Source organism: Pseudomonas fungipugnans, assembly GCF_029955235.1.
In the GTDB taxonomy this organism is placed as follows: Bacteria; Pseudomonadota; Gammaproteobacteria; order Pseudomonadales; family Pseudomonadaceae; genus Aquipseudomonas; species Aquipseudomonas fungipugnans.
The window spans coordinates 1,290,754-1,307,503 of record NZ_JARBWL010000002.1 but is presented as its reverse complement, the minus strand read 5'-3'; the positions used below and the strand labels follow the sequence as shown (position 1 = coordinate 1,307,503).

15 protein-coding genes are annotated in these 16,750 nt (G+C 60.0%); 4 read left to right on the top strand and 11 right to left on the bottom strand.

Annotated elements, in window-relative coordinates:
* Positions 1 to 18: 18 nt before the first annotated feature.
* The 3 genes from POF45_RS20720 to POF45_RS20710 form a co-directional block, all read right to left on the bottom strand.
* On the bottom strand, positions 19 to 1,122 hold the full coding sequence (locus POF45_RS20720) for an NADH:flavin oxidoreductase (protein ID WP_259499442.1): 1,104 nt from the start codon (positions 1,120 to 1,122) through the stop codon (positions 19 to 21).
* 225 nt (positions 1,123 to 1,347) lie between these two features.
* The gene (locus POF45_RS20715) at positions 1,348 to 1,830 is read right to left on the bottom strand and encodes a glutathione peroxidase (RefSeq protein WP_259499440.1); all 483 of its coding nucleotides are present in this window, start codon (positions 1,828 to 1,830) and stop codon (positions 1,348 to 1,350) included.
* A gap of 122 nt (positions 1,831 to 1,952) precedes the next feature.
* Positions 1,953 to 2,438, bottom strand: coding sequence for an FKBP-type peptidyl-prolyl cis-trans isomerase (locus POF45_RS20710; protein ID WP_145252538.1), 486 nt, complete (start codon positions 2,436 to 2,438; stop codon positions 1,953 to 1,955).
* Here POF45_RS20710 and POF45_RS20705 point away from each other — a divergent pair.
* Genes POF45_RS20705 through yihG form a run of 3 tightly spaced genes read left to right on the top strand, consistent with a single transcriptional unit; the run spans position 2,407 to position 5,799 of the window.
* Complete coding sequence (locus POF45_RS20705) at positions 2,407 to 2,745, top strand: DUF3565 domain-containing protein (RefSeq protein ID WP_259499437.1); 339 nt, start codon at positions 2,407 to 2,409, stop codon at positions 2,743 to 2,745. The genes POF45_RS20710 and POF45_RS20705 overlap by 32 nt on opposite strands.
* A gap of 48 nt (positions 2,746 to 2,793) precedes the next feature.
* The gene (gene pta, locus POF45_RS20700) at positions 2,794 to 4,893 is read left to right on the top strand and encodes a phosphate acetyltransferase (RefSeq protein WP_259499435.1); all 2,100 of its coding nucleotides are present in this window, start codon (positions 2,794 to 2,796) and stop codon (positions 4,891 to 4,893) included.
* Positions 4,894 to 5,799 carry a 1-acylglycerol-3-phosphate O-acyltransferase, YihG family gene (gene yihG, locus POF45_RS20695; protein ID WP_282316597.1) on the top strand — a complete coding sequence of 302 codons (906 nt, stop codon included), beginning with the start codon at positions 4,894 to 4,896 and terminating at the stop codon, positions 5,797 to 5,799.
* A gap of 813 nt (positions 5,800 to 6,612) precedes the next feature.
* Here yihG and cysN read toward each other — a convergent pair.
* The 3 genes from cysN to POF45_RS20680 all read right to left on the bottom strand — a co-directional run bounded on the left by cysN (position 6,613) and on the right by POF45_RS20680 (position 10,445).
* Positions 6,613 to 8,511, bottom strand: coding sequence for a sulfate adenylyltransferase subunit CysN (gene cysN, locus POF45_RS20690; protein ID WP_282316596.1), 1,899 nt, complete (start codon positions 8,509 to 8,511; stop codon positions 6,613 to 6,615).
* A gap of 9 nt (positions 8,512 to 8,520) precedes the next feature.
* Positions 8,521 to 9,438, bottom strand: coding sequence for a sulfate adenylyltransferase subunit CysD (gene cysD, locus POF45_RS20685; protein WP_259499429.1), 918 nt, complete (start codon positions 9,436 to 9,438; stop codon positions 8,521 to 8,523).
* A gap of 248 nt (positions 9,439 to 9,686) precedes the next feature.
* On the bottom strand, positions 9,687 to 10,445 hold the full coding sequence (locus POF45_RS20680) for a Nif3-like dinuclear metal center hexameric protein (protein ID WP_259499427.1): 759 nt from the start codon (positions 10,443 to 10,445) through the stop codon (positions 9,687 to 9,689).
* A 103-nt stretch (positions 10,446 to 10,548) separates the two neighbouring features.
* Here POF45_RS20680 and algW point away from each other — a divergent pair, with 103 nt between their 5' ends.
* Complete coding sequence (gene algW / locus POF45_RS20675; RefSeq protein ID WP_259499425.1) at positions 10,549 to 11,703, top strand: Do family serine endopeptidase AlgW; 1,155 nt, start codon at positions 10,549 to 10,551, stop codon at positions 11,701 to 11,703.
* Between the two features lie 124 nt (positions 11,704 to 11,827).
* On the opposite strand, the gene hisC is transcribed toward algW, so the two are convergent.
* The 5 genes from hisC to POF45_RS20650 all read right to left on the bottom strand — a co-directional run bounded on the left by hisC (position 11,828) and on the right by POF45_RS20650 (position 16,637).
* Entirely contained in the window at positions 11,828 to 12,880 is a 1,053-nt protein-coding gene (gene hisC, locus POF45_RS20670) for a histidinol-phosphate transaminase (RefSeq protein WP_282316595.1), read from the bottom strand.
* A gap of 2 nt (positions 12,881 to 12,882) precedes the next feature.
* The gene (gene hisD, locus POF45_RS20665; protein WP_282316593.1) at positions 12,883 to 14,220 is read right to left on the bottom strand and encodes a histidinol dehydrogenase; all 1,338 of its coding nucleotides are present in this window, start codon (positions 14,218 to 14,220) and stop codon (positions 12,883 to 12,885) included.
* Positions 14,221 to 14,345: 125 nt separating this feature from the next.
* A complete protein-coding gene (gene hisG, locus POF45_RS20660) occupies positions 14,346 to 14,981 on the bottom strand; it encodes an ATP phosphoribosyltransferase (protein ID WP_121757288.1) in 636 nt (211 codons plus the stop codon).
* A gap of 128 nt (positions 14,982 to 15,109) precedes the next feature.
* Positions 15,110 to 16,375: a UDP-N-acetylglucosamine 1-carboxyvinyltransferase gene (gene murA / locus POF45_RS20655; RefSeq protein WP_259499418.1), complete on the bottom strand. Its 1,266-nt coding sequence runs from the start codon at positions 16,373 to 16,375 to the stop codon at positions 15,110 to 15,112.
* 22 nt (positions 16,376 to 16,397) lie between these two features.
* Complete coding sequence (locus tag POF45_RS20650) at positions 16,398 to 16,637, bottom strand: BolA family protein (RefSeq protein WP_076028636.1); 240 nt, start codon at positions 16,635 to 16,637, stop codon at positions 16,398 to 16,400.
* Positions 16,638 to 16,750 lie beyond the last annotated feature (113 nt).

Genomic DNA, 16,750 nt, shown 5'->3' with positions numbered 1-16,750 from the left:
GCCCCTGATAGTCGCCGCTTAAACCAGCGTCATCAGCGCCTCACGACTGAACGGCAAAATATCTTCCTCACGACCATCACGCACTTTCTGCGCCCAATCCGGATCCACCAGCAGCGCACGCCCCACCGCCACCAGATCGAATTCATCGTTGTTCAACCGTTCCAGCAGTTTTTCCAGGCTGGCCGGCTGAGCGATCTTGTCGGTATTGACCATGAATTGCAGGAACTCGCCATCCAGGCCAACGCTGCCCACAGTGATGGTCGGTTTGCCGGTGAGCTGGCGCGTCCAGCCGGCCAGGTTCAGTTCGGAACCGTCGAACTCTGGCTCCCAGAAACGCCGCGTCGAGCAGTGGAAAATGTCCACACCGGCGTCGGACAACGGCTGGAGAAATTCACCCAGGGCTTCTGGCGTCTGCACCAGACGTGCGGTGTAGTCCTGCTGTTTCCACTGGGAGAAGCGGAAAATGATCGGGAAGCCCTCGCCGACAGCCGCCCGTACCGCCTGAATCAGTTCGATGGCGAAGCGCGAGCGGTTGGCCAGGCTGCCACCGTATTCGTCGGTGCGCGTGTTGGTGCCTTCCCAGAAGAACTGGTCCACCAGATAGCCGTGGGCACCATGAATTTCCACGCCGTCCATGCCGATGCTCTGCGCGTCTTTGGCAGACTGGGCGAACGCGGCGATCACGTCCTGAATATCCTGTTTCGTCATGCCGTGTATCACGACCTGACCGTCCTTGAGTTTTTCCGACGGCCCGTAACCCGGCACGCTGGCGTCCGGCTCGGTGCCGGTACGACGCACGCTGCCCACATGCCACAACTGCGGAACAATCTTGCCGCCTTCGGCATGCACTGCATCCACTACCTTTTTCCAGCCGGCCAACGCTGCGTCACCGTAGAAGTGCGGCACATTCGGATAGCCGTTGGACGCCTTGTGACCGACGGTGGTGCCCTCGGTGATGATCAGGCCAACGCCAGCCGCGGCGCGACGACGGTAGTACTCGATCACTTTGGAATTGGGTACGCCGCCTGGTGAAAACGAACGGGTCATCGGCGCCATGACAACGCGGCTCGACAATTCGAGGCCGCCGAGGTGGAACGGTTTGAACAAGGCTTTGACAGGCATGGGACGCTCCACGGGAAAAGACTTTATGACGGCGATAATATGGAGAGTGACAAGCCTTGGATAGCACTATTGATTTTGGTGATCAAGGGATAAAAGTCAGTCGTCAGAACATGAGCAATGTGGGAACGAGCTTGCTCGCGAAGGCAGTTTGTCTGTTACCTACTCTGGCAACTGACAGATAGCTTTCGCGAGCAAGTCGGATCGACGCTCCCACAGGAACTGTATTCAGCCCAGCGCTTTTTCAATTGCATGAATGATCGTCGGATCATCCGGTGCGGTACGTGGCGAAAACCGCGCCAGCACCCGGCCATCTTTACCCAGCAGGAATTTTTCGAAGTTCCAGGTGATATCCCCAGGAAACTCCGCGCCCTCGCCCGCCAGCAGACGGTAGAGCTGATGACGGTCATGACCGTTGACTTCCAGCTTGCTGGACAATGGAAACGTCACGCCATAGTTGAGGCTGCAAAACTCCTGGATCTCTTGCTCCGTACCCGGTTCCTGCCCGGCAAACTGGTTGCACGGCAGGCCCAGCACACTGAAACCCTGTGCCTTGTACTTCTGGTAAAGATTTTCCAGCTCTTTGTACTGTGGGGTCAGGCCACATTTGGAAGCGACATTGACCACCAGCACGACGTGCCCCTTGAGGGGAGCCAGAGGTAGCGCCTGACCATCCAGGGCTGTCAATTTAAGGTCGTGGAAAGCACTCATGACGAACTCCAGATTCCCGTGTTCTTCTCGAAACAGCCACTTGGCGGCGTCATCAGCAACAGCCGCGGACTAAAAAGGCGCCCCTCGGGCGCCTCTCCAGTTATCTGAGCTTAGCGCAGAAATCAGTGGTGATGGCCACCTTCGCCATGGACGTGACCATGAGCGATTTCTTCCTGGCTGGCGTCACGGATGTCGACGATCTTGACCTGGAAATTCAGGCGCTGACCGGCCAACGGGTGGTTGCCATCAACGGTGACATCGTCGCCGTCCAGGTCACGAATGGTGACGATCTGCATCTGGCCGTCCGGAGCGGAAGCGTGGAACTGCATGCCCACTTCCAGCTCGTCGACGCCTTCGAACATGCTGCGGCTCAGGGTGCTGACCAGTTCGGCAGCGTATTCGCCGTAGGCATCTTCAGGTTCAACGGCTACGGTCAGCTCGTCGCCGACTGTTTTGCCTTCCAGTGCCTTTTCCAGGCCCGGGATGATGTTACCTGCGCCTTGCAGGTAGACCAGCGGCGCGCCGCCGGCGGAGCTGTCGATGACCTCACCAGCGTCGTTGGTCAGGGTATAGTCGATGGAGACAGCCTTATTGGCGGCGATCAGCATGGGGCGAGACCTTTTGCAGAAGAATATAGAAAGACCAAGTTTAGCGAAGCAATCGCCCGAAAGCGAACACAACCCGGACAGACGGATTGTGCCGCAAGACATGACAGTCACCGGTTTCCACCAGGACGAGGACGGCCACTGGGTTGCCGAGCTGTCCTGCGGCCATACCCAGCACCTGCGTCACCAGCCGCCATGGCAATCCCGGGCCTGGGTGCTCGACCCGGCGCAACGTATTGAAAAAATAGGCCAGCCCTTTGACTGCGGTTGGTGTGCACAAGGCCCGGTTAGCGATAACCTTGGTGACTGAATTTCGGTAGACGGCCAGCCATAGGCCGCGACCATTGCGAGAATACGCATGCAAACTTTTTTTATCGCGCCCACTGATTTTGGTGTGGGTCTGACCTCCATCAGCCTCGGACTGGTGCGCACCCTTGAGCGGGCCGGCCTGAAAGTCGGCTTCTTCAAACCCATTGCCCAGCCGCATCCGGGTGATACCGGCCCTGAACGCTCCACCGAACTGATTGCGCGCACCCATGGCCTGAAGCCTCCGCAACCGCTCAACCTGGCCCACGTCGAACGCATGCTCGGCGACGGCCAGCTGGATGAACTGCTGGAAGAAATCATCGCCCTGTATCAGCAGGCTGCCGTGGGCAAGGACGTGCTGATCGTCGAAGGCATGGTCCCGACCCGCAGTGCCAGCTATGCCGCGCGGGTCAATCTGCATCTGGCCAAGAGCCTCGACGCCGAAGTGATCCTGGTCTCGGCACCGGAAAACGAAGTGCTGACCGAACTTTCCGGGCGCGTGGAATTACAGGCGCAATTGTTCGGCGGGCCGAAAGACCCGAAAGTCCTTGGTGTGATCCTCAACAAGGTCAAGACCGACGAGAGCATGGAGGCCTTCGCCTCGCGCCTGAAGGAACACTCGCCGTTGCTGCGCAGTGGCGACTTCCGCTTGCTGGGCTGCATCCCGTTCCAGCCGGAACTGAACGCCCCGCGCACCCGTGACGTCGCCGACCTGATGGGCGCGCAGATCCTCAATGCCGGTGACTACGAAACCCGGCGCATGACCAAAATCATTATCTGCGCCCGCACCATGCGCAACACCGTGGAGCTGCTCAAGCCCGGCGTGCTGGTGGTGACGCCGGGCGACCGCGACGACATCATCCTCGCCGTCAGCCTCGCCGCGATGAACGGTGTGCCCTTGGCCGGCCTGTTGCTGACCAGCGACACCCTGCCCGACCCGCGCATCATGGATCTGTGCCGTGGCGCCTTGCAGGCCGGTTTACCGGTGTTGTCGGTGAGTACCGGCTCTTACGAAACCGCCAACCAGCTGAACAGCCTGAACAAGGAAATCCCGATCGACGACCGCGAGCGTGCGGAGATCATTACTGACTTCGTCGCCAGCCATCTCGACGCCCGGTGGCTGCACCAACGCTGCGGTACGCCGCGGGAAATGCGCCTGTCGCCTGCGGTATTCCGCTATCAATTGATCCAGCGCGCCCAGATTGCCAACAAGCGTATCGTCCTGCCAGAAGGCAGCGAGCCGTTGACCGTGCAAGCGGCGGCGATCTGTCAGGCCCGAGGCATTGCCCGTTGCGTGCTGCTGGCCAAGCCGGCCGATGTCGAAGCCGTGGCCCGCGCTCATGGCATCGAGCTGCCGCCGGGGCTGGAAATCCTCGACCCGGACCTGATCCGCGAGCGCTACGTCGAACCGATGGTCGCGCTACGCAAAAGCAAAAGCCTGAATGCGCCGATGGCCGAGCAGCAGTTGGACGACACCGTGGTGATCGGCACCATGATGCTGGCATTGGATGAAGTCGATGGCCTGGTGTCCGGCATCATCAACACCACCGCGACCACTATCCGTCCTGCGCTGCAGCTGATCAAAACGGCGCCGGGCTGTACGCTGGTGTCGTCGGTGTTCTTCATGCTCTTTCCCGAAGAAGTGCTGGTCTATGGCGACTGCGTGATGAACCCGCACCCGAGCGCCAGCGAACTGGCCGAGATCGCCCTGCAAAGCGCCGACTCGGCTGCCGCATTCGGCATCATTCCGCGAGTGGCGATGATCAGCTATTCCAGCGATGAATCGGCCAGTGGCGAAGAAGTCGAGAAAGTCCGCGAAGCCACGCTGCTGGCCCATGAACAACAGCACTCGCTGCTGATCGACGGCCCGTTGCAGTACGACGCCGCCGCCAACGCAGACGTGGCCCGGCAACTGGCGCCGAACAGCCCGGTGGCCGGTCGCGCCACGGTGTTCGTGTTCCCCGACCTGAACACCGGCAACACCACCCACAAAGCCGTGCAACGCAGCGCCGACTGCGTCAGCCTCGGGCCGATGCTGCAAGGCCTGCGCAAGCCGGTGAACGATCTGCCGCGCGGCGCGCAGGTCGACGACATCGTCTACACCATCGCGTTGACCGCGATTCAAGCTGCCAACCGACCTTTGGATCTTTAAATGCTGGATTTTCTACCTGCTCCCGTGCGCGGCGTGATCGCCTCGCTGCTGTTGGCGCTGAACACGATTTTGCTGTGCTCGTTCCTGTTCTGCGTGGCACTTTGCAAGGTGCTGCCGTTCGCCATTACCCGGCGCTTCACTCTCTGGCTGATGAGCCACACCCATGAAGCCTGGATCAGCAACAACAAGGCTTGGATGAACCTGGTCTGCCGCACCCGCTGGCACCTCAGAGGCCTGGAAGGCCTGGACTATCAACACTCGTACCTGATCACCAGCAACCACCAGAGCTGGGTCGATATCATGGTGCTGCAATACGTGCTCAACCGTCGGATCCAGCCGCTGAAGTTTTTCCTCAAGCAAGAGCTGATCTGGGTGCCGGTGATTGGTCTGGCGTGGTGGACACTGGGCTTTCCGTTCATGAAGCGCTACTCCAAGGCCTACCTGGAAAAACACCCGGAAAAGAAAGGCAAAGACCTGGAAACCACCCGCAAGACCTGCGACAAGTTCCGCAACAACCCGGTGGGGATTTTCAACTTCGTCGAAGGCACGCGCTTCACCGAGGGCAAGCATGCCCAGCAGAAGTCACCGTTCAAATATCTGCTCAAGCCCAAGGCTGGCGGCATTGCGTTTGTACTGGATGCGATGGGGGAGCAGCTGGAGTCCATCGTCAACGTGACTATCCACTATCCGGCCGGACGCCCGGGTTACTGGGACTTGCTGTGCGGCAATGTGAAAGACGTGGTGGTGCACTTTGAAGAAGTGAAGATCCCGCCGCAGTTTATTGGCAAGAACTATGACCAGGATAGTGAGTACCGGTTGGAATTTCAGGGATGGATCAATCGGCTTTGGGAAGAAAAGGATGCGCTGTTGGAGCAGATGCATCGCGAGTATCCAGCGAAGTATTGAGCCGCCTGCTCTGGCCCCATCGCGAGCAAGCTCGCTCCCACAGTTGAGCTTTGCAGAGCACAACATTGGCGTCCGACACAGATCCAGTTGAGCTTTGGTGGACACAATACCGGCGTTCGACACAGGTTCAGTGTGGGAGCGAGCTTGCTCGCGATGAGGCCTTATCAGCCACCATCATTGTTGACTGACCCACCGCTTTCGCGAGCAAGCTCGCTCCCACAGATTGAGCTTTGTTGAACACAACATTGGCGTCCGACACAGATCCAGTGTGGGAGCGAGCTTGCTCGCGAAGAGGCCTTATCAGCCACCATCATTGTTGACTGACCCACCGCTTTCGCGAGCAAGCTCGCTCCCACAGATTGAGCTTTGTTGAACACAACATTGGCGTCCGACACAGATCCAGTGTGGGAGCGAGCTTGCTCGCGATGAGGCCATGTCAGCCACCATTGTCGTTGACTGACCCACCGCTTTCGCGAGCAAGCTCGCTCCCACAGGTTGGGCTTTGTTGAACACAACATTGGCGTCCGACACAGATCCAGTTGAGCTTTGGTGGATACAATACCGGCGTTCGACACAGGTTCAGTGTGGGAGCGAGCTTGCTCGCGATGAGGCCTTATCAGCCACCATCATTGTTGACTGACCCACCGCTTTCGCGAGCAGGCTCGCTCCCACAGTTGAGCTTTGTTGAACACAACATGGCGTCCGACACAGATCCAATGTGGGAGCGAGCTTGCTCGCGATGAGGCCCGGCCAGACGCAAAAAAAACCCGCAGATGATCACTCATCGGCGGGTTTTTCATTATCGGCTGACGCTTAGATCGCGCCGCGCTGACGCAGCAGCTCCAGCACCTGCTTGACGCTGTCTTCCAGCGACAACGACTGGGTGTCGATCACCAGGTCAGCATTCAGCGGTACATCAAACGGGAAAGACTCACCCGGAATGTTGTCGCCGCCCGCCGCGTACAGTCCTTGCGGATCACGCTCGGCGCACACTGCTGGCGAGGCCTGCACGTACACGGTCAGCAACCGGTCGGCACCGATCAGGGCCTTGGCCTGTTCACGGCCTTCGGCATCCGGCGCAACAAATGCCGCCAGGGTCAGCAGGCCCGCTTCGTTGAACTGCCGCGCAACGTGCGCCGCACGACGCCAGTTCTCGGTGCGTCCGGCACGATCATGCGGCAGACCTTTGTTCAGGTCGTGACGCAGGTTCTGGCCATCGAGTACAAACACCGCACGGCCCATGTCGAACAGCTTGCGCTCCACTGCGTAGGCCAGCGTGCTTTTGCCAGCGCCGGACAAGCCGCTGAAGAGCACGGTGGCCGGTTGCTGGCCAAAACGCTGGGCGCGTTCTTCGGTGGCGACGTGAGCCAGCTTGCCATGGTGCGTGCTGCTGCCATGGGTCAAGGGCTGGGCGATGATCATGCCGGCGGCAACGGTGCCATTGGTCAAACGATCAATAACGATGAACGAACCGGTGGTGCGGTTGCTGGCATAGCCGTCCAGCGCGATGGCCGCGTCCAGGCTGACCTTGACCCGTCCGATCTCGTTCAGTTGCAACGAACTGGCAGGACCTTCTTCCAGGGTGTTCACGTCCACACGGTTGACGATGCTGGTAATCGAACCCGGCACATAACTCGTCGCGCGCTTGATGTCGTACTTCTTGCCCGGCAGCATCGGTTCTTCAGCCATCCACACCAGCATGGCGTCGAAGCCGTCAGTCACTTGCGGCAGGTTGTCGGCGTGTACCAGCAGATCACCGCGAGAGATGTCGATCTCGTCTTCCATCGTCAGCGTCACCGCTTGACCGGGGCCAGCGTGTTCCAGCTCACCTTCGAAAGTGACGATGGATTTCACACGGCTGCTCTTGCCCGACGGCAGCACCACGACTTCGTCGCCTTTGTGCACGATGCCGCTGGCCAGGGTGCCGGCAAAACCACGGAAGTTCAGGTTCGGACGGTTGACGTACTGCACCGGGAAACGCAGGTCGGTGTAGTTACGGTCATTGGCGATTTCTACGGTTTCAAGAATTTCCATCAGCGACTGCCCGGTGTACCAAGGCGAGCGCTCGGACTTGTTCACCACGTTGTCGCCCTTGAGCGCGGACATCGGTACAAACGCCATGGTGCTCGGCTTGAACGCGATGCCTTCGGCGAACTTCAGGTAATCGGCCTTGATCGACTCGAACACGCTTTCGTCAAAACCATTGAGGTCCATCTTGTTGATCGCGACGACGATGTGCTTGATGCCGAGCAACGAGGCAATGAAGCTGTGGCGACGGGTCTGGGTCTGCACGCCATAACGGGCATCCACGAGGATGATCGCCAGGTCACAGGTGGAAGCACCAGTGGCCATGTTGCGGGTGTACTGCTCATGGCCGGGGGTATCGGCGATGATGAATTTGCGCTTGGCGGTGGAGAAATAACGATAGGCGACATCGATGGTGATGCCCTGCTCGCGCTCGGCCTGCAGGCCGTCGACCAGCAACGCCAGGTCGATATCGTCACCGGTGGTGCCGACTTTCTTCGAGTCGCGGGTGATGGCTTCCAGGTGATCCTCGTAGATCATCTTGGAGTCGTGCAGCAGGCGCCCGATCAGGGTGCTCTTGCCGTCATCGACGTTGCCACAGGTAAGAAAGCGCAGCATTTCCTTGCGTTCGTGCTGGCCCAGATAGGCGAGGATGTCCTCGCTGATCAAATCAGATTGATGCGACATGACAACCCCTTAGAAATAACCCTGACGTTTCTTTTCTTCCATGGAGCCGGCGCCATCGTGATCGATGACTCGGCCCTGGCGCTCGGAAGTTCGCGTCAGGAGCATTTCCTGAATGATGTCCGTCAGGCTTTCGGCCTCGGACTCCACCGCGCCCGTCAACGGGTAGCAGCCAAGGGTACGGAAACGCACTTTCTTTTTGACGATGCGCGCTTTGTCTTCGTCGGACAGGTGTTCGAGGATACGGTCGTCGTCGATCATGATCAGCGTGCCGTTCTTCTCGATCACGTCACGTTCGGCGGCGAAGTACAGCGGCACGATCGGGATGCCTTCCAGGTAGATGTATTGCCAGATGTCCAGCTCGGTCCAGTTCGACAGCGGGAAGACACGGATCGACTCGCCCTTGTTGACGTTGCCGTTGTAGACGTTCCACAACTCGGGGCGCTGGTTTTTCGGGTCCCAGCGGTGCTTGCTGTCGCGGAACGAGTACACGCGCTCTTTGGCGCGGGATTTCTCTTCATCGCGACGGGCACCGCCGAAAGCGGCATCAAAACCGTACTTGTCCAACGCCTGTTTCAGGCCTTCGGTTTTCATGATGTCGGTGTGCTTGGCACTGCCGTGGGTGAAGGGGTTGATCCCTTGCGCCACGCCGTCCGGGTTGACGTGAGTGATCAGGTCCAGGCCCAGCTCTTCGACCATGCGGTCGCGGAACTTGTACATTTCCTGGAATTTCCACTGGGTGTCGACGTGCATCACCGGAAATGGCAGCTTGCCGGGGAAGAACGCCTTGCGTGCCAGGTGAAGCATCACGGCGGAGTCTTTACCGATGGAGTACAGCATCACCGGGTTATCGAACTCGGCGGCCACCTCGCGGATGATGTGGATGCTTTCCGCCTCCAGCTGTTTCAGATGCGTCAGTTTGTCGACCATGGCTACTCACGAAAGCTTTCTTATGAACGGCCAGCGGGCCGTGTTCGAGCGGGGAATCCTAGCACAGCGGCCCTCTTCTAATCAGGGCGCCGACTAGACCGAAAGGGTATATGAATATGCCTGCCTGATTGGGCACTTCAAGTCACTGTGGGAGCGAGCTTGCTCGCGATGACGGCGCCCCAGTCGACATCAATGTTGAATGAAAGCTCGCTCCCACATTTGATTTAGGTTGCCCTCAGATTTGCCAATCAGATCGGATTCGGGCAATCAATGAAGATGTGTTCAAGGGCAAACCGTCGCGCCAGGTAATCCCCCAGCGCCTGCACACCATAGCGCTCGGTGGCGTGGTGGCCGGCGGCGATGAAGCTGATGTCGTTTTCCCGGGCGCTGTGGAACGTCTGCTCGGACGCTTCGCCGCTGAGGTACAGATCAACCCCTGCCAACACCGCCTGGTCGATGTAACCCTGACCGCCGCCGGTGCACCAGCCGATTCGGCGAATCATCTCGCTGCCTTCGATCAGCAACGGTTCGCGGCCCATGACTTCCTGCACACGCCGGGCGAAATCACGCGGGCTCATCGGCTCAGCCAGGGAACCGACCAGACCGACGACTTTCAGGTTATCCGGATCCAGCGGACCTTCGACAGTGATGTCCAGTTGCCGAGCGAGCTGCACGTTATTGCCAACCTCCGGGTGCAGGTCCAGCGGCAAGTGATAGGACAACAGGCTGATGTCGTGCTTGAGCAAGGTCTTCAATCGGCGCTGTTTCATGCCGGTGATGCACGGGTTCTCGCCTTTCCAGAAATAGCCGTGATGCACCAGCACCAGATCGGCCTTGGCTTCCACGGCAGCATCGAGCAGGGCCTGGCTGGCGGTGACGCCGCTGACGATGCGCATGACCTGCGGACGGCCCTCGACCTGCAAGCCGTTTGGGCAATAATCGGCAATCTTTGCACTGGCCAGGTAGCGGTCCGCTTCTTCGACCAGGGTGTTCAGGGCAACGGCCATAAAAGACTCCTAAATATCCCGTTCCGAGGCGCACGCGGCCTCGTATAATGCGCGACATTATGGGCGGTCTCATACCGCCTGCAACCTCTGTAGGACTTGCTTAATGCTCAAGGCGCTGCGTTTTTCCGGCTGGCCGTTGTTGGCCGGCGTGCTTATCGCTCTGTTGATAATCCAGCGTTACCCACAATGGGTCGGGCTGCCAAGCCTTGACGTCAACCTGCAGCAAGCGCCACAGACCACCAGCGTGCAACAGGGACCGGTGTCGTATGCCGATGCCGTGGTCATTGCGGCGCCAGCGGTGGTCAATCTGTACACCACCAAGGTCATCAACAAGACCAGCCATCCGCTGTTCGAGGACCCGCAATTCCGGCGCTTCTTCGGTGACAACTCGCCCAAGCAGAAGCGCATGGAATCGAGCCTCGGCTCCGGCGTGATCATGAGCCCCGAAGGCTACATTCTGACCAACAACCACGTGACCACCGGCGCCGACCAGATAGTTGTAGCGCTCAAGGACGGACGTGAAACCCTGGCCCGAGTGATCGGCAGCGACCCGGAAACCGATCTCGCGGTGTTGAAGATCGACCTGAAAAACCTGCCGTCGATCACCATCGGTCGCTCCGACAACATCCGCATCGGCGATGTCGCACTGGCCATCGGCAACCCGTTCGGGGTCGGCCAGACCGTGACCATGGGCATCATCAGCGCCACCGGGCGTAATCAGCTGGGCCTGAACAACTACGAAGACTTCATCCAGACCGACGCCGCGATCAACCCCGGCAACTCCGGCGGCGCGCTGGTGGATGCCAACGGCAATCTGACCGGCATCAACACGGCGATTTTCTCCAAGTCCGGTGGCTCTCAGGGCATTGGTTTCGCGATCCCGATCAAGCTGGCCACGGAGGTGATGAAGTCGATCATTGAACACGGCCAGGTGATTCGCGGCTGGCTCGGTATCGAAGTGCAGCCGTTGACCCAGGAACTGGCGGAATCGTTTGGCCTGTCCGGGCGTCCGGGAATTGTCGTGGCGGGGATTTTCCGCGACGGTCCGGCGCAGAAGGCCGGCCTGCAACTGGGTGACGTGATTCTGAGTATTGACGGCGAACCGGCCGGCGATGGCCGCCGCTCGATGAACCAGGTGGCGCGGATCAAGCCGACGGACAAGGTGGCGATTCAGGTGATGCGCAACGGCAAGGAAATCAAGCTGACCGCAGAAGTGGGCCTGCGTCCACCGCCGGCGCCGGTGAAAGAAGAAGAGTAACCAGACACCGCAAAAACCTTGTGGGAGCGTGGCTTGCCCGCGATAGGCACACCGCGGTGCATCAGACTCACCGCGTTATCGTTCATCGCGGGCAAGCCACGCTCCCACAGGGATTGATGAGGGTCTAGAGGTCGCCCAGGCCGTCGATCAGCGCCTGATTCTGCTCAGGTGTGCCAATCGAAATCCGCAGGAACTGAGCAATCCGTTCCTGTTTGAAGTGGCGGACAATCACGCCCTGCTCACGTAACTTCGTCGCCAGCCCGGCCGCATCGTGCTGTGGGTGACGGGCGAAGATGAAGTTCGCCGCCGACGGCAACACCTCAAACCCCTTCGCCTCCAGCTGCGACACCACCTTCTCACGATGTTCGATGACCAGACCGCACGTCTTGTCGAAGTACTCGCGATCCTCGAACGCCGCCGCAGCCCCCACGTTCGCCAGACGATCCAGCGGATAGGAGTTGAAGCTGTTCTTGATCCGCTCCAGCGCCTCGATCAGCTCTGGATGCCCCACCGCCAAACCAACCCGCAGGCCCGCCAACGAACGGGACTTGGACAGGGTCTGGGTCACCAGCAAGTTCGGATAACGGTCCACCAGGCTGATCGCCGTCTCGCCGCCGAAGTCGATGTACGCCTCATCCACGACCACCACCGAGTCCGGGCTGGCCTTGAGAATTTGCTCGACGGCATCCAGCGCCAGCAGGCAACCGGTGGGAGCGTTGGGGTTGGGGAAAATGATCCCGCCGTTGGGCTTGGCGTAGTCCGCCGGGTCGATCTGGAACTGCGCGTCCAGCGGCACCGCGTCGAACTTGATGCCGTACAACCCGCAATACACCGGATAGAAGCTGTAGCTGATGTCCGGGAACAGGATCGGGCGGTCGTGTTGCAGCAAGCCGTGAAAGATGTGCGCCAGGACTTCATCGGAACCGTTGCCGAGGAACACCTGATTGCTCTGCACACCGTAATAGGTGGCCACGGCGTTTTTCAGCCGGTCACTGTTCGGGTCCGGGTACAGGCGCAGATTATCGTTCAGCTCGGTCTGCATCGCTGCCAGGGCTTTGGGCGATGGGCCGTAGGGGTTTTCGTTGGTGTTGAGCTTCACCAGTTTCGCCAGCTTCGGCTGCTCACCCGGCACGTAAGGCACCAGATCCTTGACGAACGAACTCCAGAATTTACTCATGTTCAGTTGCCCTGCCCTTGTAGAGAGTCTTCGTCAACGATGCGGTATTCGGCGCTACGGGCGTGCGCGGTCAGCGACTCGCCACGGGCTAGCACGGATGCGGTCTTGCCCAGTTCGGAAGCGCCCTGCTCGGAGCAGAAGATGATCGACGAGCGTTTCTGGAAGTCATAGACACCCAGCGGCGAAGAGAAGCGCGCAGTACCAGAGGTCGGCAATACGTGGTTCGGCCCTGCGCAGTAATCGCCCAGTGCCTCAGAGGTGTGACGCCCCATGAAGATCGCACCGGCGTGGCGGATCTTCGGCAACCAGGCTTGCGGATCGGCAACCGACAACTCCAGGTGTTCCGGGGCGATGCGGTTGGCGACTTCGATGGCCTGCTCCATGTCGCGGACCTTGATCAGCGCACCACGACCATTGATCGAGGTTTCGATGATGGCGGCGCGTTCCATGGTCGGCAGCAGTTTGCTGATGCTGGCGGCAACCTTGTCGAGAAATTCGGCGTCGGGGCTGACCAGAATCGCTTGCGCGTCTTCGTCGTGCTCGGCCTGGGAGAACAGGTCCATGGCGATCCAGTCCGGATCGGTCTGGCCATCGCACACCACCAGAATTTCCGACGGGCCGGCAATCATGTCAATACCGACCTGGCCGAATACATGACGTTTGGCGGTGGCGACATAGATGTTGCCCGGCCCGACCACTTTATCGACCTTCGGCACGCTTTCGGTGCCGTAAGCCAGTGCAGCAACGGCTTGTGCGCCGCCGATGGTGAACACGCGATCCACGCCAGCGATGCAGGCGGCGGCCAGTACCAGCTCGTTGATTTCACCGCGTGGCGTTGGCACGACCATGACCACCTCGGTCACACCCGCCACCTTGGCCGGAATCGCGTTCATCAATACCGACGAGGGGTAAGACGCCTTGCCACCCGGTACGTACAGACCGGCGCGGTCCAGCGGCGTGACTTTCTGGCCCAGCACCGTGCCGTCAGCTTCGGTGTAGCTCCAGGAGTCCTGCTTCTGTTTTTCGTGGTAGCTGCGCACCCGAGCGGCGGCTTTCTCAAGGGCTTCGCGCTGGGGCGCGGTGATCCGGGTCAGGGCCAGTTCCAGGCGTTCGCGCGGCAGGATCAGGTCGGCCATGGAGGCGACTTGCAGACCGTCGAACTTCTGGGTGAACTCCACCAACGCCGCATCGCCACGTTCGCGCACGGCTTTGATGATGTCCAGCACCCGCTGATTGACCGAGTCGTCAGACACACTTTCCCAGCTCAGCAGATGATCCAGATGATGCGCGAAATCCGGGTCAGCAGCGTTGAGTCGGCGAATTGCAGTCGGTGCGGTCATAGCGAGAGCCTCATAGGATTGGCAAAAACTCGGGCGCCCTAAGCTAGCCGCTGATCCGCTTGGGCACCCGAGAATTCTGGCTATGAGGCGGATAGACGGGCGCGGTTTATGGCCGCGCAGGTGAATCAGCCGCGGTGTCGAGACTCCACTGCCTTGCGCAGGGTGTCGATCAACGCCTGGATACGGGCGTGCTGCATTTTCATGGACGCTTTGTTGACGATCAGCCGGGAGCTGATGTCAGCGATGAAATCCTGTGGCTCCAGGCCATTGGCCCGCAGCGTGTTGCCGGTGTCGACCACGTCAATGATCTTGTCTGCCAGACCGATCAGCGGCGCCAGCTCCATCGAGCCATAGAGCTTGATGATATCGACCTGACGGCCCTGCTCGGCGTAGTAACGCTTGGCAACATTGACGAATTTGGTGGCGACACGCAGACGGCCCTTGGGCTCGACGGCGCCGACCTTGCCGGCCGTCATCAGCTTGCACAGGGCAATTCGCAGATCCAATGGCTCGTAGAGACCCTGGCCGCCATATTCCATCAGCACATCTTTACCGGCGACGCCCAGGTCCGCGGCACCATGTTCGACGTAAGTCGGCACGTCGGTGGCGCGCACGATCAGCAGACGTACGTCGGGCTGGGTCGTGGGGATGATCAGCTTGCGGCTCTTGTCCGGATTCTCGGTCGGCACGATGCCCGCTTCAGCCAGAAGCGGCAGGGTGTCGTCAAGGATGCGGCCCTTGGACAGTGCGATGGTCAACATGGGAAACGTCAGTCCTTATCAAGGTACTCATGCCCGGTCGCAATCGGCGCCGGACACACATCGAGGGCGCAATGCCCTCGACCTGAAACGAATTCAACGGGCGCGTCCCTGCGCCCATGCAGCAGAAACTAGCCCGGTACGCGGCGGATCTTGGCGCCGAGCATCTGCAGTTTCTCTTCGATGCACTCGTAACCACGGTCTATGTGGTAGATGCGGTCGATCAGGGTGTCGCCTTCGGCGATCAGGGCCGAAATCACCAGGCTGGCAGAAGCCCGCAGGTCGGTCGCCATGACAGGCGCGCCCTTGAGGACTTCGGTGCCGGTAACAATGGCAGTGTTGCCTTCGACCTGGATCTTGGCGCCCATGCGGTGCAGCTCATAGACGTGCATGAAGCGGTTTTCGAAGATCGTCTCGATCACGGCACCGGTGCCTTCGGCAATGGCGTTGAGCGAGATGAACTGCGCCTGCATGTCGGTCGGGAATGCCGGGTACGGAGCGGTCCGCACGTTGACGGCTTTGGGCCGCTTGCCGTGCATGTTCAGCTCGATCCAGTCTTCGCCGCAGGTGATTTCGGCGCCGGCTTCGCGAAGCTTTTCCAGAACGGCTTCGAGGATGGTCGGATCGGTGTCCTTGACCTTCACACGGCCGCCGGTCACGGCAGCAGCAACCAGGTAGGTGCCGGTCTCGATACGGTCCGGCATCACTTTGTAAGTGGCCGGGTGCAGACGCTCGACGCCATCGATGGTGATGGTGTCGGTGCCGGCGCCGCTGATCTTGGCGCCCATGGCGATCAGGAAGTTCGCCAGATCGATGACTTCAGGTTCGCGAGCGGCGTTTTGCAACACGCTGCGGCCCTTGGCCAGAGCCGCGGCCATCATGATGTTTTCGGTGCCGGTTACGCTGACGGTGTCGAAGAAGAAGTTCGCACCGCGCAGGCCGCCTTCAGGCGCCTTGGCCTTGATGTAGCCGCCTTCGACGTCGATGATCGCGCCCATGGCTTCGAGGCCACGGATGTGCAGGTCAACCGGACGCGAACCGATGGCGCAACCGCCAGGCAGCGCGACTTCGGCTTCACCGAAACGGGCAACCATCGGGCCCAGCACCAGGATCGACGCACGCATGGTTTTCACCAGTTCGTACGGAGCGATCAGGGTCTTGATGGTGCGCGGGTCGATTTCGACGCTGAGCTTCTCGTCGATCACCGGCTCGATGCCCATGCGACCGAACAGCTCGATCATGGTGGTGATGTCGTGCAGGTGTGGCAGGTTGGCCACGGTCACCGGGCCATCGCACAGCAGGGTTGCAGCCAGAATCGGCAGGGCAGAGTTTTTTGCCCCGGAGATGCGGATTTCGCCATCAAGACGAACGCCGCCGGTAATAATCAGTTTATCCATAAGAATCTCGACGCCCTTGGGCTCAGGTGCGCTCGGCCCAGGCCGCGCTGCTGAAAAATTTCATAGTGACCGCATGGATGCTGCCATCGGTGATCCACGGGTTCAAATGCGCATAGATCTGCTGCTGACGCTTCACCGGGCTCAACGCCGCCAGTTCATCGCTAATCACGTTCAGCTGAAAGTTGCAGCCTTCGCCTTCAACTTCTACCTTCGTATCTGGCAGCTTTCCCTCAAGGAAGCTCTTAACTTCTACGGCCTGCATGCTCAACCTCAATCGGCGCCCTGTGCGCACGGGTCGGACATCATACAAAAAAGCCCCGCGCCTGCGAACCCCGCATTCACAGGACTCTGACGGGGGGCTTCTTTATAGATGTC

Bases quoted from the DNA above. Each gene is read 5' to 3' on its own strand.
- POF45_RS20710 (WP_145252538.1), bottom strand. From the start codon at position 2,438: ATGCTGATCGCCGCCAATAAGGCTGTCTCCATCGACTATACCCTGACC.
- algW (WP_259499425.1), top strand. From the start codon at position 10,549: ATGCTCAAGGCGCTGCGTTTTTCCGGCTGGCCGTTGTTGGCCGGCGTG.
- POF45_RS20680 (WP_259499427.1), bottom strand. From the start codon at position 10,445: ATGGCCGTTGCCCTGAACACCCTGGTCGAAGAAGCGGACCGCTACCTG.
- hisC (WP_282316595.1), bottom strand. From the start codon at position 12,880: ATGAGTAAATTCTGGAGTTCGTTCGTCAAGGATCTGGTGCCTTACGTG.
- POF45_RS20720 (WP_259499442.1), bottom strand. From the start codon at position 1,122: ATGCCTGTCAAAGCCTTGTTCAAACCGTTCCACCTCGGCGGCCTCGAA.
- POF45_RS20650 (WP_076028636.1), bottom strand. From the start codon at position 16,637: ATGCAGGCCGTAGAAGTTAAGAGCTTCCTTGAGGGAAAGCTGCCAGAT.
- hisD (WP_282316593.1), bottom strand. From the start codon at position 14,220: ATGACCGCACCGACTGCAATTCGCCGACTCAACGCTGCTGACCCGGAT.
- POF45_RS20705 (WP_259499437.1), top strand. From the start codon at position 2,407: ATGGAGACAGCCTTATTGGCGGCGATCAGCATGGGGCGAGACCTTTTG.
- yihG (WP_282316597.1), top strand. From the start codon at position 4,894: ATGCTGGATTTTCTACCTGCTCCCGTGCGCGGCGTGATCGCCTCGCTG.
- pta (WP_259499435.1), top strand. From the start codon at position 2,794: ATGCAAACTTTTTTTATCGCGCCCACTGATTTTGGTGTGGGTCTGACC.
- murA (WP_259499418.1), bottom strand. From the start codon at position 16,375: ATGGATAAACTGATTATTACCGGCGGCGTTCGTCTTGATGGCGAAATC.
- hisG (WP_121757288.1), bottom strand. From the start codon at position 14,981: ATGTTGACCATCGCACTGTCCAAGGGCCGCATCCTTGACGACACCCTG.
- POF45_RS20715 (WP_259499440.1), bottom strand. From the start codon at position 1,830: ATGAGTGCTTTCCACGACCTTAAATTGACAGCCCTGGATGGTCAGGCG.
- cysN (WP_282316596.1), bottom strand. From the start codon at position 8,511: ATGTCGCATCAATCTGATTTGATCAGCGAGGACATCCTCGCCTATCTG.
- cysD (WP_259499429.1), bottom strand. From the start codon at position 9,438: ATGGTCGACAAACTGACGCATCTGAAACAGCTGGAGGCGGAAAGCATC.